Here is a 16,070-nt window from a genome sequence, read left to right as displayed (position 1 = left end):
CGCCGTCCCAGCCTCGACGCGCCGATGCCGGTGATCGCGGCGGCGTCCTCGAACTTCTCGGTGGTCAGCATCGGCCGGACGAATGTGGGGAAGTCCTGCGGCGCGATCTCGTCGTCGGGCAGCGGCGCGGTCTCCGGCTCGGCGGTCGGTCGGAACAGCGGCAGCCACACATCGTCGTTCTGCTCGAAGACCACCTCGACGACGCGGCCCAGCTCCAGGTCGGCGGGGTCACAATCGACGATGTTGGTGGTCAGCCGGACCCGGGGATCCTCCTCGATCGCGACCTGGGCGACGACGTACGGCGCGGCCAGCCCCGGGATGGAGAACCGCTCGTTGACGGTGAACGCCGAGAGCACCGCGCGCCCCGACACCTCCCGCGGGCCCATGTTGTGGCTGCGGCAGTAGCGGCACACCGGCTGCGGCGGATGGATCAGCGACTTGCAGTCGCCGCACCCCTGGATCCGCAGGACGCCGTCCGCACCCGACGTCCAGAAGAACTCGTTGTCGAACGTCAACTGCGGCAGCGGGAGCCGGCTCATCGGTATCGTCTCCTCTTCGCGCAGGCGCTCATCGGCATCGTCTCCTCTTCGCGCAAGCGCTCATCGCGAAAATCCCCACTCCGCCTCGTTGTCCTCGGTCTTCAGCTTCTCCAGGTCGGGTTGCCGCAGGGGCTGGATCGGTGTCTCGTCAGGGCGGCGCTCGCCGAGCTCCAAAATGGCGTGCACCGGGCAGTCCAGGAGCGCGCGTTTAACGGCGGCCCGATCCTCCTCGGGGATGTTGCCGTCGCCGACGAGGACGGCATACCCCCAATCGTCCAGTGAGAAGTACTGCGGGGCGTGCTTGGCGCAGATCCCGAAACCGTCGCACAACGTCCGGTCGAGCTTGATTCGCATCTCGTCGGTCACGATGACTCCACTTCGAAGGGCCGCGCGGCGATGAAAGCACCTGCGCCGCAGCATGTCTGGCAGTCGCCGTCACGATGCCGGGCCACGTCGTCAGCGAACATCGCCAGCATGCTCGCGGCGATGTTGCAGGCCGCGTCCAGCGTCGCGCAGGCGCCGCGGCCACGAAGGACCTGCGACCACCGCTGCAGCCGCGCAAGATCGTCGGTGTCGGCGGTGCCGTCACGCAGCGCGCCCGCCGCGGCGGCCATCGCGGCCGTCCCGTTGAAGCACCCGCCGCACTGGCCGGCGTTCTCGCGGTCGTAGTAGGAAAGCACCGCCGCCCCGACCGCCACCGGGCATTCGTCGGTGATCACCGAGACGGCGCCGCACCCGAGCCCGCTGCCCAGCGTACGCAGCGATTCGTGATCGAGCGCGCCGTCGAGCACACGTCGATCCAGCAGGCCCGCGAAGTATCCACCCATCAGCGCACCGCGAACACGCTCGGTGGGAATTCCGTGCAAGGCAAGCACTTCGGCCGCTGAAACACCGAACGGCAGCTCGTAGAGGCCGGGGGCCCGCCCACCGCCGGTCAGCGTCGCGAGGAAGGTCCCGGGTGAACCGGCGGTGCCGAGGCCGCGGTACTCGGTCGCGCCGTGGCGCTGAACGAACGGCAGATTGGCCAGCGTCTCGACGTTGCATACCGCGGTCGGGAGTCCGCCGACGCCTTCCTCGAAAGGCCGGGGCGGCTTGTCGGTCGGTTTGGCCGGTCCGCCGTTGATGGCCCGCACCGCCGCGGTCTCCTCACCGGCGACATAGCTCGGCTCGACGACGTGCACGCTGACGGTGACACCGTCGAGCACCTCGGGCGTCACCTCCTCCAGTGCGCTTCGTACCGCCGCCGCGGATCGCGGGTCCGAGACGTACACGTGCGCGTGGCGTGCGCCGACGATACGCGCGGCCAGACGCAATCCGTCGAGCATCAGATGCGGACGGTTGCGCAGCAGCCAACGGTCCTTGACCGAGGCCGGTTCGCCCTCCTCGCCGTTGGCCACCAGCACGGTGTCCAGACCGCGCGCCGAGGCGCGGCGGACCGTCGCCAGTTTCACCGCCATCGGGAATGCCGCGCCGCCGCGGCCCTGCACCCCCGCGCGGCCGATCTCGTCGAGAAGGGCCTGCGCGTCGCCGAGGGCGAGATAGCCGCCTGCGGCCCGGTACTCGTCGGCCGACTCGGTGCCCGGCGTTGTGCGCAGCAGGCGAGCGGTGAGGCCCGGCCACGAGGCGACGGTCAGTTCGGTGTTCATCGCCGTGTCCATCGGCGGCTACCCTTCCGTGCATGCGAACAGCGGTGGTGCGTATCGGCGTCGACCTGAGCGGCGAGCTGACCGCCGACCAGCTCACCGCAGGTACGGCCGAGCTGGCACGGCTCGCGACCGACGCCGGCGCCGAACTGATCGACAACAACCTGGCGGGCCTGCCGCCGAAGCGCCGTGAAGTCGAGATCCTGATGCGGGGAACCGACGCCGCAGCCCTGCAGGCCCACGCAGCAGCCATGTGCGCCAAGGCGTTTCCCACCGAACCGGTGATCGGGGTGCTGACGTTCGTCAGCCACGGCACCGACGACGACGCCCGTGGTGTGCTCGCCGGATTCGGCCTGTCCGGCGTGGTCGAGCGCCGCGCCGGCGATGACGGTTGGGACATCATCACGGTGACGCTGCGCAAGGCGGACCTGGTCCGCATCCCGGAGAGCCGGGTCCACACCGCGCTGGAGGCCTCGACCAACTGCGAGGTGCACATCGTCCTCACAGACTGACCCGACGGAACCGGAAGCCGCCATCACTTGCCCAGGAAATCCAGGATGGCCGGGGCTGCCTGCACCCACGTGTCGAACAGGCAGAACGTCTTGCCGCCGCTCTGGGCGAACTTCTCACCGGCGCGTTCCCAGGCATCCTCGGGCCACGGCGGGTCGATCAGCGTGGAGCCCTTGATCAGACAGTGGACCTCCAGCGAAGTCCGTTTCGGGTGGTCCCAGTCGTTCTCGCCGCCGCGGATGATCAGGGTGGGCACGGTGATGTTGTCGAACATCTCGTCGGGTACGCCGGGAATGGTCTGACCCGGCTTCGGCACGAACGCGTTGAGCCAGCGCAGCATCACCTTGAGGAACTCATCGGCGTCGAGGTCGAGCAGACGCTGACGGTTGGCCGGGTTCTGCTCGACACGCTCACGCCACTCCGGCACGCTCAGCAGGCCCTCGATGCCGAGGCCACGGACCGCGAGGATGCTGGGGGTCACGTAGTGGCCGCCGAGCACGAAAGATCCGTAGACGCCGCCGACGATGTTCCACACCACCAGTTTTCGCACCATCTCGGGGTAGAGCATGGTCGTGAGCATCGAGTCCCGGGCGCCCCCGGAGCCGCCGAGGATGATGCACGGCCCGCCCTCGAGCGCGGTGACCAGCTTGTAGAGCGTCTCGGCGCGCATGTGCGATTCGCTCTGACCGTAGAACTGCACATCCGATTTGCCGCAGTTGGGCCGATCCCACAGCAGCACCCGATAGCCACCGTCGACCAGCGCCTCGGCCAGCGGACGCAGCCCGGGGATGTCCTTGCTGAACCGGCCGCCCGGCGTCAACGCGATCAATTCGCCTGTCTCACCCAGGATCTCGTAGACGACATTGCCGCCGTTGATCTCGATGGACTGTTCGCCGGCCGTCAACGTGGGGCCTGCTTCCGTGGCGGTCATGCCTGCACCAGCACATCGTTGCCGACCACCCGGACGGGGTAGGTGCGGATACTCCACTCCGGCTTCACCGCGGTGGTGCCCGTCGCCAGCTCGAAACCCCACTGGTGCCACGGGCAGAAGATGTACTCCTGGTCGCGGACCATGACGGCGTCGCCGGGCACGGTCTCGTCGACGATGTTGCGGCCACGGGCCCGGCCGGAGCACAGTGGACCGCCCTCGTGCGGGCAGTAGTTCGCGATCGCGTAGAACGTTCCGTTGACGTTGTACACACCCACCCCGTGGCGGCCGATCGGCACGAGTTTGTGGCTGCCGGGCGGGATCTCGTCGACCGTGGCGACGACGTGTTCACGCCCCTGCGCCAGTCGGGGCGTCTTGTCCTTGTCCATGTGTCAGAAAACCCGTACCTGACCCTCGAGTGCGGGCACGGTGTCGGGCAGCTTGTAGGTCTGGATGCCGTTCTTGAACATCACGGCCTCCCGTGCGTGCTCGGGCAGATGCTTGACCAGCCAGCGCGGGTCGTCGAAGGTCCAGTGCGGATAGTCGCTGGAGAACAGCAGGATCTTCTCGCATTCCATCCACTCGAAGGCGCGGGACAGCTCGGTCTTGTCTTCCGGGTAGTCCAGCGGTTGGGTGGTGAACTTGATGTGGTCCTTGACGTATTCGCTCGGCTTCCGCTTGATGTCCAGCCAGGACTTGCGGGCCTCGTAGAGCGCGTCCATGCGCCACATCAGCGGCAGGATCCAGGTGAACGCGTGCTCGACGAACACGATGCGCAGGTCGGGATGACGGTCGAAGGTTCCGTCGAAGATCAGGCTCATCACCTGGTTCGCCGCCAACAGGGAGTACGTGACCATGAAGTCGTGGTTGTAGCTGGGCATGCCGACCGGCGGCATCGGCAGCTCGTCGTAGTGACTGCGCGACAGGTGGCAGCTGACCGGGATGTCGTGCTTGGTGGCGGCAGCCCAGATCGGGTCGTATTTCGGGTTGCCCCATGACGGCCTGGGCTCGGCCTTGATCAGAATCTGCGCCATGTAGGGGTGCCCGGCCCAGCGTTCGATCTCACCGACGCTCTCCTCGGGCTGTTGGATGGCCACGCAGATGGAGCCGCGCCAGCGCTCGTGCCAGTTGTTGTGGTTGTCGAGCCAGTGGTTGGCCTGCCAGTCGTTGAGTGCGCAGGCCATCGCGTGCTCCGCTTCGGGGATCCGCGCGGGGTAGGCCGCCGGCTCCAGGATCGCGATGTCGGCCCCGGCCTCCATGATCAGTTGCTTGAACGCCAGATCCGGGTCGCTGCAGGCGAACTCACCGTCGGGCGGGAACGAGTCGACCCGCATCGCATAGGAGTGGGCATAGTCAGGCGCGTCGTAGTAGATCTGGTCGCCGACCTTGCGGGTCAGGAAGTACCTGCTGCGCCACGGCTCCGGGATGTAGTCGACGAGCTCGCCGCGCCGGGGAGTGGGGTGGACGTCGGAGTCCACGCATCGCACGGCGATGCGCTCCGCAGCAGGGACCCGTGGATTGGCGGTGACGGTCATGGTGGTTCCTCCTCGCTCCGTCTACTGTGCCGTAGCCCCGGATGACACGGACGGACTTGCGCCAACTTCGAGGCCGTAGAGCTGCGCCGCGTTGCGCCAGCACAGCTTGTCGCGCTGCTCAGGGGTGTATGCGCGGGGCACCGACAGCTCGTTGAGCTGCCAGTGCGGATAACTGGACCCGTACATCACCATGTCGTCCTTGCCGGTGAACCCCGCCCATTCGCCCGCGAAGTCGACGTCGCCGGGACCGTCCAGTGCGCCCTGTACGAAGTACACGTGGCCGGGCAGGTAGTCGCTGGGCATCCGCGGCGCCCACGGTGTCTGCTCCAGATGCGGCCTGCCGAAGCAGTCCATCCGCCACATGAACGGTGTCAGCAGGTCGGCGGCACCGTCCGCCCAGACGAACTTCAGCGCGGGCATTCTTTCGAATACCCCCTCGGCGATCATGTTCATCAGGTGGTACAGAAAGTTCAGTGCGGTAAAGCCGACGAACTGCTCGTAGGTGCGGGTCACGCCCGACGGGGTGGGCGGCAGCTGAATTCCCGACCCGACCTCGAAGTGGACGGCCACCGGCCAGCCGGCATCGACGGCGGCCTCCCACAGCGGCCAGTACTGCGGCTTGCCGTACAGCTCACGGGACTGCAGCGGAATGCCCAACTGCACGATGCGCGGGTGGTTCCGGTACTTGTCGATCTCGCGCAGCGCACCCGCGATGTCGTCCGGGTTGACCCGCAGCGTGCCACGGAACTTCTCGCCGAACTGCGGGTGCTCCAGCCAGCGGGTCACCATCATCTCGTTGTGCGCCGCGGCCAGCGCCGTGCCGAGGTGCCGGTCCGGCATGATGCCCCGCGTCATCGGGTGCAGCACGGCGAGGTCGACGCCGCGGTCGGTGAACAGGTGCTTGGCCACCACCTCCGGGTCCGACCCCGGGTACTGCCCGTCGGGACCCTCTGTCCTGTCGGCGTATTCGCCGCCGGGCGCGCCGTACCAGTCCATCTCGTAATCGGGGAAGCCGCGGCTGCGGAACGGCTCCTGGAGGAAGTTCTTGCGCAGGTCCTTGTTGGACTGGCAGAAGATGTGCACGCTGGCGTCGATGACCGGGACGCTGACGGGCTCCCCGGCCCCTGCCGCCGAGGCGCCGTTGGCTCGGTCACTGAGAACCTTCACAGAATCCTGTCCTTCACTTCCGCGTCCGTCCTTCTTCCCGCGGCCCAGGGCGCGGCCGTCAACAGCTTCAGTGTAGATCGTTGTTCTTCATTGGCAAGAATTCTGTTCTCCAGCGGAGTGCTTAATGTCTGCGCAGGTAGAGGCGGTTGCTGGTCGGTTGCTCAGCGTTTGGGCGGCGAGAATGGATGGCCGCCGGACGAGAATGGCTGGATCATCTGCGAGAATGCTATTCTCCGGTCTGGTCGGTCTTCAGGAGGCGTGCGGTGTTACTTGAGTTCGATGCGGATCAGAAGCTGTGGCAGGAAACCGTGCGCGATGCGGTGTCCAAGCAGTGCCCGGCGTCGTTGATCCGCGACATCGCGGAGAACGGGGTCGACCCGACGCCGCTGTGGAACAGCTACCTCGATGCCGGATGGACCGAGCTGACCGATCCCGAGAACGCCGTCGAACTGGCGATCGTCCTCGAGGAGCTCGGACGAGCGACCGACCCGACCCCGTTCCTGGCCACCCTGACGCAGTTCGCGCCGCTCGCCGGCGAGCGCTACGAGTCCAGCGGGGCGGGGACGGCCGTGTACTCGGGGGTGACGGCGAACCGCGACGCCCACGGCTGGGTGCTGTCGGGAACCGACCGTTTCGTGCTGGACGGCGACCGCGCCGACCGGCTGGCCGTGGTGACCCCCGCCGGGGTCTTTCTGGTCGACGCGGACAAGGCCACCGCGCGGCGTGTCGAGGTCTTCGATCCGGTCCTGCACGTCGCCGAGGTGACCTTCACCGGTGCGCAGGTCCCGGATTCGGACCGGGTGCTGGTCGACACCGAGCGCGCGCATCACGTCGCGCTGATGGGCATGGCGATCACGATGGTGGGCGCCTGCCAGCGCATCCTCGACCTGGTGCTGGAGCACGCCAAGAGCCGCCAGCAGTTCGGCGTCGCGATCGGCACCTTCCAGGCGGTCCAGCACAAGGCGGCCGACATGTTCGTCGCGATCGAACGCGCCCGCGCGCTGTCGTACTTCGCGGCGCTGACCATCGCCGCCGACGACCCGCGCCGGCGGCTCGCGGCCGCGATGGCCAAGGCGTCGGCGGGGGAGTGCCAGTCACTGGTGTTCCGCCACGGCATCCAACTGTTCGGCGCCATGGGCTTCACCTGGGAGAACGACCTGCAGTTCGCGCTGAAGCGGGCCAAGGCCGGCGAACTGCTGCTCGGCGGAGCGGCTGAGCATCGGGCGATGATCGCGGAGGAATTCGATGCAACTGACCTTTGATTCGGATGTGGAGGCGTTCCGCGCCGAGTTCTCCGCCTTCCTCGACGAGCACACCCCTTCTGCGGCACAGACTTTGGAGCGGCCCCGGTCGGTCTCGCACATGCCGCAGTGGGCGCGGGACTGGCAGCGGCTGTTGTTCGACAACGGGTGGTTGCTGCCGGCGCAGCCGCCGGAGTTCGGTGGCCGTAACGCGTCGGTGCTGCAGACCTTCGTGCACGCCGAGGAACTGTGCCGGCGCCGGATATACCACAGTTTCAACCCGCAGGGCGTCAACATCATCGCGGCCTCGCTGCTGACGTTCGGCACCGACGAGCAGAAGCGCCAGTGGGCGGTCCCGGTGCTGCGCGGTGAGCGCACCGCGTCGCTGGGCATGAGCGAACCGAGCGCGGGCTCCGACCTTGCGTCGTTGCGCACCAAGGCTGTGCTTGTTTCGGACGCGACCGCGCCCTACTTCGTGGTCAACGGTCAGAAGGTGTGGACCTCGGGTGCCCACGACGCCGACTTCCTGCTGACCTTCGTGCGGACCGACCCGGATGCGCCGAAGCACAAGGGAATCAGCGTGCTGCTGATTCCCACCGACCTCGACGGCGTGGTGTGCCGGCCGTTCGCCGACATGACCGGGATCGACAATCTGGACTTCAACGAGGTGTTCTTCACCGACGTGCGTGTCCCGGTCGAGAATCTCGTCGGCCCGCTCAACGGCGGGTGGGGTGTCGCGAACGGCTCACTCGGACACGAGCGGACGATGATGTGGCTCGGCTTCGCCGACCGGATCGCCAACTGCATCGCCGATTTCGCACCCAAGAATCCGCTCGAGCGGGACGCGTTGGCCACCAGCATCATGGACTACCAGGCGCTGCGCCTGCTCGGGTCGGTGGGTATCGCGAAGGCGGCCCGCGGCGAGGTCGACGTGGCGTCGGTGTCCATCCCGAAGCTGCTCGGCGCGGAGGCCGAACAGCGCATCGAGGGGCTGGCGTTGGAGGCGGCCGGCCGTGACGGGCTGGTGCACCCGGCCACCTCCGGGCCCTACGAGCACATGAACCTGGACCACTATTTCGCGAGCTGGTTCGAGCGTTACTGCCGCAGCTTCGGCGGCACCATCGCCGGCGGCACGTCCGAGATCCAGCGCAACATCATCGCCCAGCAGGTACTGGGACTGCCGCGGCGGTAGCGGTCACCCGGCGGGCGGGAACGTGTGCGCTCTCGTCCGCCGCGCTACACGCGCTGGAGCTTGAAGGTCCAGAACTGGCTTCCGGGAGGGCCGTTGAAGCAGCCGACGTCGTACTTCGAGTCGATGGTGCCCAGCAGCGTCACCGCGTCCCACGAATAGGTCTCCCGGGTCGGCATCACATGCCCGGGGCACTGCAGCCCGTCGGGCACGTTCACCGTGAGGGTGTACCGCCCGTCGGCCAGCCAGGCCTTGCCTTTGTAGTAGTCGTAGAACTTCAGGCGGGGGCGGGCGGCGACGTCGACGCAGTCCGGGTGCTTCTCCGGGATGCACAGCGAGACGAACCAGACCCACGACGCGCGGGTGTACCTGTTGGTCAGCAGGTCGTAGTTGGCCAGCTGCATACCCGCCTGCGACGGCGGTGCGAGGAATGTGGCGGCCGCCATCAGCGTGGCCGCCACGGCACCGATCCTGTTGAGCCTCATCGCTTAGCCCTCCCAACTCTCGCCGTACACATGCAACCATTTCGCCGCGATCTGTGGGGCGAGATCGGCGCACACTAGTCGATGACGGCGGGTTCCTTGCGTTCGGTGATCGGCCGTGCCAGCTCCTGCTCATCGCAGATCCGCTGCAGCTTCACCAGTGTCTCGTCCAGCCCCGGGCCCAGCGGCTTGCTCGGCGTGAAGGTCGCGGGGAGCTTGCGCATGCCCTGGATCACGCCGATGGTCTCGTAGTGCACCGTGCCCTCGGGATCGCACACGTAGTCCGGCATCCGGTCCAGCACCGCGGTGAGCATCGACTTGAACACCGTGCGCGCAACGTTGGAGCCCACACACCGGTGCACGCCGATGCCGAAGCTGAAGTGCCGGTTGCCCTTCCGGTCCATGACCACTTCGTTGGGCCGGTCGAAGACGGCCGGGTCCCGGTTGGCCATGGCCCAGGACAGCCACAACCGCTCGTACTTCTTGAACTGCTGTCCCTCGACCTCGACATCGTCGGCGAACGTACGGCCGTCCCCGGGAGCCGGGGTGAAATACCGCAGGAACTCCTCGGTGGCGGGATGCAGCAGCGTGGCGCGTTCGCGGCTGAGCCGTTCGCGTTCGTCGGGATGCTCACCGAGCCACTCCAGCGCGTGCGCGGTCAGCGCGGTGGTGGTGTCGAAGCCGCCGCCGATGATCAGCCCGAGATTGCCCAGGATCTCCATGTCCGGTGCGGGCTCACCGTCGATGCGCAACTGCAGCAGCGCATTCACCAGTCCCGGGCGGGGGTTCTCGCGGATCTCCATCATGTTGTTGATGAGATCGATGCCCATCTCGCGGTGCTGCTCGTTGATCTTCTCGCGTTCCGGGGCGTGCTCGGGGGTGTACACCGACGCGTGCGTGGGTTCGCTGTAGACGTTCCACTTGTCGAGCCTGATGCCCATCATCGCGAGCGTGAACACCGCGGGCACCACGTTGGCGAGATGGTCGACGAAATCGATGCGCCCGGACTCGACGTGCTCGTCGAGCGCGGCGCGGGTGATCTCGTCGATGAAGGGTTCCCAGCGCTTGATCGCCGCGGGGGACAGGTACGGGTTCAGTGCGCCGCGGTAGGCGCTGTGCTCCGGTTCGTCCATCTCCAGGATGCCGCCGCGGACGACGGTGGCGCGGCTGGCCTTCGGAATGGTGATGCCCTGGAACGGCGTCTCACCGGAGATGTCGTGGTGGTTCGACACCACGGGGCAGCGGGCGAGCTCGAACACATGCTTGCTGTCGGCGGCCACCCAGTGCCCGTTGTAGGTCTCCGACCACGCCATCGGGCACTTGGAGTGCATCTCCTCGGTGATCTTCTCGAACTGCAGGCGGTACTCCGGGGTGTGCCTGTCGAAGTAGTACGTGTTCTTCTTGCGGATGTCGTCGGCGGTGCCGCTCGCGACGTCGTCGACACTCAAAGTTCTGCTCTCCCTCTGGTTCCGGCGCTCATCTGAGTCATTCCTCGATCGAGATGGCCTGTTCCGGGCACGACTGCACTGCCTCGCGGACCGCGTCCTGCTGGTCGGCGGGGACGATCTCGTGCACGGGCGAGGCCGTGCCGTCGATATCGCTGAGCTCAAAGGAATCCGGCGCGATCATCGAGCACAAGGTGTGCCCCTGGCACCGTCCCGAATCAACCCAAACCTTCACGGCCTCGCCTCCTCAATTCCTTTGGTGCCGGTCACGCGTGGTAGTCGTACCACTTCAGATAGCCGCCGGCGTCGACCCGCAACTGCATGCCGGTGACGTACCTGGCCTCGTCGGAGACCAGCCACAGGATCGCGTTGCTGATGTCCTCGGGCTCGATGAAGTTGACCTTCATCGCCTGCTGAACCCCGAAGACCGGCTCGGCGTCGGCGCGGGTCGGGTTCTCCAGGTCGGGCCGGAACGACTTGTACATCGGCGGGCTCTGCAGCATGTCGGTGTTGCAGTTGGTCGGATGGACGACGTTGGCGCGGATACCGCGCACCGCCAGCTCGGTGGCGAGGTCATGGACATATTGCGACAGAAGACGTTTGGACGTCATGTAGGCCATGCCGCCGGGGTCGTTGCCGGGGTTGGGCTTGTTGTGCGCGTCCATCAGCGCGGCCGTCGAGCCGGTTGCCACGATCGACGCGCCCTCCTTCAGGTGGGGAAGCGCGACCTGGATCGCGTTGATGGTGCCGACCAGGTTGGTGTTGATCACGTCGGTCCACGCCTGCAGCGGTGGATTGCCCTTCATCCCGGCGATACCGGCCTGGGCGACCACGATGTCCAGCCCGCCCAGCTGCGCGATGCCGTCTTCGAGGGCCTTCTTCAACTGTGCGGCGTCCCGCACATCGGCTTTGGCGGTGACGATGCGCTGCCCGGTCTTCTCGACGAAAGCCGCTGTCTCGTCCAGATCTTCCCGGGTGGCCATCGGATATCCGATGGTGTCGACGTTCTCGCAGAGGTCGACGGCGATGATGTCGGCACCTTCTTCGGCGAGCCGCACCGCGTGGCTGCGGCCCTGGCCGCGTGCCGCCCCGGTGATGAAGGCGACCTTGCCTTGAACGCGTCCCATGAACTGTCGTCCTTTCGCTGGAAACTGTTGGCTTGTCAGGTGTTCCGGCCGCCGTTGACGCCCAGGATCTGTCCGGTGATGTAGCCGGCCTCCTCGGAGATGAGGAAGGCGCAGGCGGCCGCGATGTCCTCCGGTCGGCCCATGCGCCGCACCGGGGTCTGCTCGATCTGCTTCTGGGTGTCGCCGAGGAAGCCCCGTTGCTCGGCCTTGCGCAGCATCGGGGTGTCGATGAAGCCGGGCGGGACCGCGTTGACGGTGATCCCGTGGGGTCCGTACTCCAGTGCCAGCGATTTGGTGAGGCCGTTGACCGCGGACTTCGCCGCGACGTAGGGCGACATGTAGGGCTGGCCGGAATGCGTGCTCGACGAGGAGATGTTGACGATGCGTCCCCAGCCTGCCTCGATCATGTCGGGCAGCACCGCCTGAACGCAGTGGAAGACGCCGTTGAGATTGACGTCGACCACCTTCTGCCATTCGTCGAACGTCAGATCCAGGAACTTCTTGAAACGGTCCAGCCCCGCGGCGTTCACCAGCACCGTCACCGGTCCCAGTTCGGCGTGGATCTCGCTGAGCGCGGTGTCCACGGCGGACCGGTCCGTGACGTCGGCGGCGTAGGAGAACTTCTCCTCGCCCGGGTTCAGATCGATCGTCGCGACGCGCATGCCGTCCGCGCGAAGCCGCTCCGCCACTGCGGCACCGATACCCGACGCGCCTCCGGTCACCACAGCGTTTCTCACGCGCCGGCTCCAACCATCGCCTCAGCCTTCAAGAATCGTCCTTCCGATTATGAGAACCGTACTCTCGCAGTATGTGCGACCGCAAGACAAGCGGGCTCGTGTGTTCGCACTGATGAGACGTCTGAAGCTGGATTGTCGCACCGTTTCCCGCAGGCAGGGGACGTTCTCGCCATTTTCTTGAGTTCTCATCGTGCGAATGTATGATTCGCCGGTGATGAGAATGCAGTTTCCATCACATGCACCCGCATCCGGCCGTGACGTCGCAGTTTGAGGAGGATGATGCAGGAAACAGCCACGATCTCGGGTGACATCCCCGGCGCACAGGTCGCAGACCAGCGTCCCCACCGCCGCCTCCTCATCGGCGGGCGGCTCCTCGAGGCCGAGCGGACGTTTCCTTCCCTGAATCCGGCCACCGGCGAGGTGCTCGGTTACGCACCCGATGCCGGCGTCGCGGACGCCGAGGCCGCGGTGGCGGCGGCCCGGCAGGCGTTCGACAGGGGCGACTGGGCGACCGACACCGAATTGCGGATCCGGTGCCTGGAGCAGTTCCACGCGGCGCTGCTCGACCATCGTGACGAGCTGGCGGCTCTGACCATCGCCGAGGTCGGCGTCACGCCGGCGTTGTGCCAGGGGGCGCAGCTGGACCAGCCGATCGAGATCGTGCGGTACTACGCCGATCTGCTCAAGACCTACCCGCTGACCGAAGACCTCGGCAACATCGAGAGCCGCGGCATGCAGCACCACCGCTGGGTCGAGAAAGAGGCCGCCGGAGTGGTCGCGGCGATCATCGCCTACAACTACCCGAATCAACTGGCGTTGGCGAAGCTGGCCCCGGCGCTGGCCGCCGGCTGCACCGTCGTGCTGAAGTCCGCACCCGACACTCCGCTGATCACGCTGGCGCTCGGGGAGCTGATCGCCGACCACACCGACATTCCGGCAGGTGTGGTCAACGTCCTCTCCGGCGCCGACCCGGCCGTCGGCGCCGCGCTGACCGCCAGCCCCGACGTCGACATGGTCACCTTCACCGGATCCACCCCCACCGGACGCGCGATCATGGCCGCGGCGAGCGGCACGCTCAAGAGGGTCTTCCTCGAACTCGGCGGCAAGTCGGCGGCGATCGTCCTCGACGACGCCGACTTCAACACCGCCGCATTGTTCTCCGCGTTCAGCATGGTGACCCACGCCGGTCAGGGCTGCGCGCTGACGTCACGGCTGCTGGTGCCCGCCCAGCACAAGGACGAGATCGTCGAGTTGATCAAGAACAACTTCGGTCACGTGCGCCTGGGAGACCCGGTGGATCCGTCCGTGTACATGGGGCCGTTGATCAGTGAGAAGCAGCGCGACAAGGTCGACGGCATGGTCCAGCGTGCCGTCGCGGCCGGAGCCACGCTGGTCACCGGCGGGCAGAAGGTCGACCCGGGCTTCTTCTACACGCCCACGCTGCTCGCCGACGTCGAACCCGACAGCGAAATCGCCCAGGAAGAGGTCTTCGGCCCAGTGCTGGCCGTCATCACCTACACCGACGATGACGACGCGGTGCGTATCGCGAACAACTCCATCTACGGCCTGTCCGGGGCGGTGTTCGGCAGCCAGGACCGCGCACTGGCGGTGGCCCGCCGCATCCGCACCGGCACCTTCTCCATCAACGGCGGCAACTACTTCAGCCCGGACAGCCCGTTCGGCGGCAACAAGCAGTCCGGCATCGGCAGGGAGATGGGCAGGGCCGGCCTGGAGGAGTTCCTGGAGTCGAAGACGTTCGCGACGGTGGTGGGGTGACCGACGAGCGCTTGCGCGAAGAGGAGAGAGCATCAGTGAGTAAGCCATTGGACGGCATCCGTGTCCTCGAGGTCGCGATGTACGGCTTCGTCCCGTCGGCGGGCGCGGTGCTCGCCGAGTGGGGCGCCGACGTCGTGAAGGTCGAGCACGCCGTCACCGGTGACCCGCAGCGCGGGCTGCGCCAGACCGGTCTGCTGCGCGTCGAGGGCGATCCGAACCCGAACATCGAACACGCCAACCGCCTCAAGCGCAGCATCGGCCTGGACATGACGGTGCCCGAGGGCAGAGAGGTGCTGCTGGAACTGGCGCGGCGTGCGGATGTGTTCCTGACCAGCTTCCTGCCCGGGCACCGGCAGAAGTTCGGCATCGACGTCGACGACATCCGCGCGGTCAACCCGAAGATCATCTACGCCCGCGGCAGCGCGCTGGGACCGCGCGGCACGGAAGCGGTCAAGGGCGGCTACGACATGACGGCGTTCTGGTGCCGTGCGGGCACAGCCGCCACGATCACGCCGCCCGGGACGCCCGGGATGGTCGGCCCGCCCGGTCCGGCCTACGGCGACACCATCTCCGGTACCAACCTGGCCGGCGGCATCGCCGCCGCGCTGCTCAAGCGGGAACGCTCGGGCGAGCCCTCGATCGTCGACGTGTCGCTGCTGGGCAGCGGGCTGTGGGCGATGGGCCACACCGTGGCGCTGACCAAGCACCTCGGCGAGCGCATGGAGGCCTTCCCGCCCGGCGTGCACGGCTCACCGATCAACCCGCTCGTCGGGCTGTACGCGACCGCCGACGACCGCTTCATCTCGTTCGTGATGATGCAGCCGACCAAGTTCTGGGCCGACGTCTGCAAGCACATGGACCTCGACGACCTCGCCGACGACCCGCGGTTCGCGACCGCCGAGTCCATCGCCGAACACACCGCCGCAGGCGTGGAGATCCTGTCCGAGGCGATGGCCAAGCGCACGCTCGTCGAGTGGAGCGAACGGTTCGCGACACTGGCCGGGCCCTGGGCGCCGGTGCAGGACACGCTGCAGGCCGCCGAGGACGCCCAGGTGCGCGCCAACGAATACCTGGTTCCGGCAGGCGAACTCGAGCTGGTGGCCAACCCGGTGCAGTTCGACGTCGCCGCACCGTCGTCGGGTCCGGCCCCCGGTTTCGCCGAACAGACCGACGACATCCTCGTCGAACTCGGACTGGACTGGGACCGCATCATCGAGCTCAAGACCGCCGGCGCCGTCACCTGACAGATCCCGTCCGAACTGGAGATTCCGCTATGCCCTACGTCGCGTCCGTCGGCACCTACCTGCCGTGCTGGGGTACGCCCCTGCACCGGGTCGCCGGCGATGACGAGGACGCCGTGACGATGGCGGTGGAGGCCGGGCGCGCGGCGCTGACCGCCGGCGGTGCGGTCGAGCGGGTGGTGCTCGTCAGCCGCGATCTGCCGCTGCTGGAGAGCAGCAACGCGGCAGTGCTGCTGGCCGGGCTGGGGCTGGATCCGGAACTGGAGGTCGACGAACGCCTCGGGGGCGCACCGGCGACGGTCGACGCCGTCAGCTCGGCGCGGCCGCGCACGCTGATCATCGGTGCCGACCTGGCGCCGGCCGGCGCCGCGGCGATCGTGACGGCCGAGCAGGGACTGCAGGTGCGCACGGCCGCCCGTGTGGGAACACACCAGCCCGGCGCCGAACTCGGCGGCCACCCCGGCCAGATCGGGGTCCACCCCGCCCCAGGTGTCGTTGATCAGGTCCGCG

At 67.4% G+C, this 16,070-nt stretch carries 17 protein-coding genes and 2 pseudogenes; 6 read left to right on the top strand and 13 right to left on the bottom strand.

Annotated features, from left to right (window positions below; genetic code table 11):
• The 3 genes from ASJ79_RS03340 to ASJ79_RS03330 form a co-directional block, all read right to left on the bottom strand.
• On the bottom strand, nt 1-539 hold a 539-nt coding region (locus tag ASJ79_RS03340; RefSeq protein WP_197420054.1), incomplete at its 3' end, for a Zn-ribbon domain-containing OB-fold protein.
• 60 nt (nt 540-599) lie between these two features.
• On the bottom strand, nt 600-893 hold the full coding sequence (locus ASJ79_RS03335; RefSeq protein ID WP_067953183.1) for a ferredoxin: 294 nt from the start codon (nt 891-893) through the stop codon (nt 600-602).
• A gap of 8 nt (nt 894-901) precedes the next feature.
• A complete protein-coding gene (locus ASJ79_RS03330; protein WP_067953178.1) occupies nt 902-2,197 on the bottom strand; it encodes an NADH-ubiquinone oxidoreductase-F iron-sulfur binding region domain-containing protein in 1,296 nt (431 codons plus the stop codon).
• 20 nt (nt 2,198-2,217) lie between these two features.
• On the opposite strand from ASJ79_RS03330, the gene ASJ79_RS03325 reads away from it, so the two are divergent.
• Complete coding sequence (locus ASJ79_RS03325) at nt 2,218-2,694, top strand: hypothetical protein (protein WP_067953176.1); 477 nt, start codon at nt 2,218-2,220, stop codon at nt 2,692-2,694.
• A gap of 23 nt (nt 2,695-2,717) precedes the next feature.
• Here ASJ79_RS03325 and ASJ79_RS03320 read toward each other — a convergent pair whose 3' ends face one another.
• The 4 genes from ASJ79_RS03320 to ASJ79_RS03305 are packed head-to-tail and all read right to left on the bottom strand — an operon-like array spanning nt 2,718 to nt 6,238.
• Nucleotides 2,718-3,623: an alpha/beta fold hydrolase gene (locus ASJ79_RS03320; RefSeq protein WP_067953175.1), complete on the bottom strand. Its 906-nt coding sequence runs from the start codon at nt 3,621-3,623 to the stop codon at nt 2,718-2,720.
• Nucleotides 3,620-4,009, bottom strand: coding sequence for a Rieske 2Fe-2S domain-containing protein (locus ASJ79_RS03315; RefSeq protein ID WP_067953174.1), 390 nt, complete (start codon nt 4,007-4,009; stop codon nt 3,620-3,622). The genes ASJ79_RS03320 and ASJ79_RS03315 overlap by 4 nt, the downstream gene beginning before the upstream one ends.
• A gap of 3 nt (nt 4,010-4,012) precedes the next feature.
• On the bottom strand, nt 4,013-5,155 hold the full coding sequence (locus tag ASJ79_RS03310) for an amidohydrolase family protein (protein ID WP_067953172.1): 1,143 nt from the start codon (nt 5,153-5,155) through the stop codon (nt 4,013-4,015).
• 21 nt (nt 5,156-5,176) lie between these two features.
• Nucleotides 5,177-6,238, bottom strand: coding sequence for an amidohydrolase family protein (locus ASJ79_RS03305; RefSeq protein WP_156448263.1), 1,062 nt, complete (start codon nt 6,236-6,238; stop codon nt 5,177-5,179).
• 347 nt (nt 6,239-6,585) lie between these two features.
• Between ASJ79_RS03305 and ASJ79_RS03300 the strand changes: the two genes are divergently transcribed.
• Both ASJ79_RS03300 and ASJ79_RS03295 read left to right on the top strand, forming a co-directional pair.
• The gene (locus ASJ79_RS03300; RefSeq protein WP_067953170.1) at nt 6,586-7,584 is read left to right on the top strand and encodes an acyl-CoA dehydrogenase family protein; all 999 of its coding nucleotides are present in this window, start codon (nt 6,586-6,588) and stop codon (nt 7,582-7,584) included.
• Entirely contained in the window at nt 7,568-8,755 is a 1,188-nt protein-coding gene (locus ASJ79_RS03295) for an acyl-CoA dehydrogenase family protein (protein ID WP_067953168.1), read from the top strand. The genes ASJ79_RS03300 and ASJ79_RS03295 overlap by 17 nt, the downstream gene beginning before the upstream one ends.
• 44 nt (nt 8,756-8,799) lie before the next feature.
• Here the strand turns inward: ASJ79_RS03295 and ASJ79_RS03290 are convergent, their stop codons facing one another.
• From ASJ79_RS03290 to ASJ79_RS03270, 5 genes are all read right to left on the bottom strand, one after another.
• Complete coding sequence (locus tag ASJ79_RS03290) at nt 8,800-9,237, bottom strand: hypothetical protein (RefSeq protein WP_067953167.1); 438 nt, start codon at nt 9,235-9,237, stop codon at nt 8,800-8,802.
• Nucleotides 9,238-9,311: 74 nt separating this feature from the next.
• The gene (locus ASJ79_RS03285) at nt 9,312-10,682 is read right to left on the bottom strand and encodes a cytochrome P450 (protein ID WP_067953165.1); all 1,371 of its coding nucleotides are present in this window, start codon (nt 10,680-10,682) and stop codon (nt 9,312-9,314) included.
• Between the two features lie 37 nt (nt 10,683-10,719).
• Nucleotides 10,720-10,914, bottom strand: a complete 195-nt coding sequence (locus ASJ79_RS03280; RefSeq protein WP_067953163.1) for a ferredoxin — start codon at nt 10,912-10,914, stop codon at nt 10,720-10,722.
• A 31-nt stretch (nt 10,915-10,945) separates the two neighbouring features.
• Nucleotides 10,946-11,806, bottom strand: a complete 861-nt coding sequence (locus ASJ79_RS03275) for a mycofactocin-coupled SDR family oxidoreductase (RefSeq protein ID WP_067953161.1) — start codon at nt 11,804-11,806, stop codon at nt 10,946-10,948.
• A 35-nt stretch (nt 11,807-11,841) separates the two neighbouring features.
• Nucleotides 11,842-12,543 carry an SDR family NAD(P)-dependent oxidoreductase gene (locus tag ASJ79_RS03270; RefSeq protein ID WP_067953160.1) on the bottom strand — a complete coding sequence of 234 codons (702 nt, stop codon included), beginning with the start codon at nt 12,541-12,543 and terminating at the stop codon, nt 11,842-11,844.
• 279 nt (nt 12,544-12,822) lie between these two features.
• Here ASJ79_RS03270 and ASJ79_RS03265 point away from each other — a divergent pair, with 279 nt between their 5' ends.
• The 3 genes and pseudogenes from ASJ79_RS03265 to ASJ79_RS03255 form a co-directional block, all read left to right on the top strand.
• Nucleotides 12,823-14,319 (top strand): aldehyde dehydrogenase family protein, encoded by a 1,497-nt coding sequence (locus ASJ79_RS03265; protein ID WP_067953180.1) that lies wholly within the window; start codon nt 12,823-12,825, stop codon nt 14,317-14,319.
• 35 nt (nt 14,320-14,354) lie between these two features.
• Entirely contained in the window at nt 14,355-15,563 is a 1,209-nt protein-coding gene (locus tag ASJ79_RS03260; protein WP_067953158.1) for a CaiB/BaiF CoA-transferase family protein, read from the top strand.
• A gap of 29 nt (nt 15,564-15,592) precedes the next feature.
• Nucleotides 15,593-15,997: pseudogene (locus tag ASJ79_RS03255) on the top strand (DNA-binding protein); the annotation flags it as partial.
• Here ASJ79_RS03255 and ASJ79_RS31920 read toward each other — a convergent pair.
• Nucleotides 15,971-16,070, bottom strand: a pseudogene (locus ASJ79_RS31920) (dihydropteroate synthase); the annotation flags it as partial. The pseudogenes ASJ79_RS03255 and ASJ79_RS31920 sit on opposite strands and share 27 nt — an antisense overlap.

Origin of the sequence: Mycobacterium sp. NAZ190054, from assembly GCF_001545925.1 — a bacterium.
Classification (GTDB): Bacteria; Actinomycetota; Actinomycetes; order Mycobacteriales; family Mycobacteriaceae; genus Mycobacterium.
Note: the sequence above shows the minus strand (reverse complement) of the source record. Positions and strands in the feature narration are given on the sequence as shown.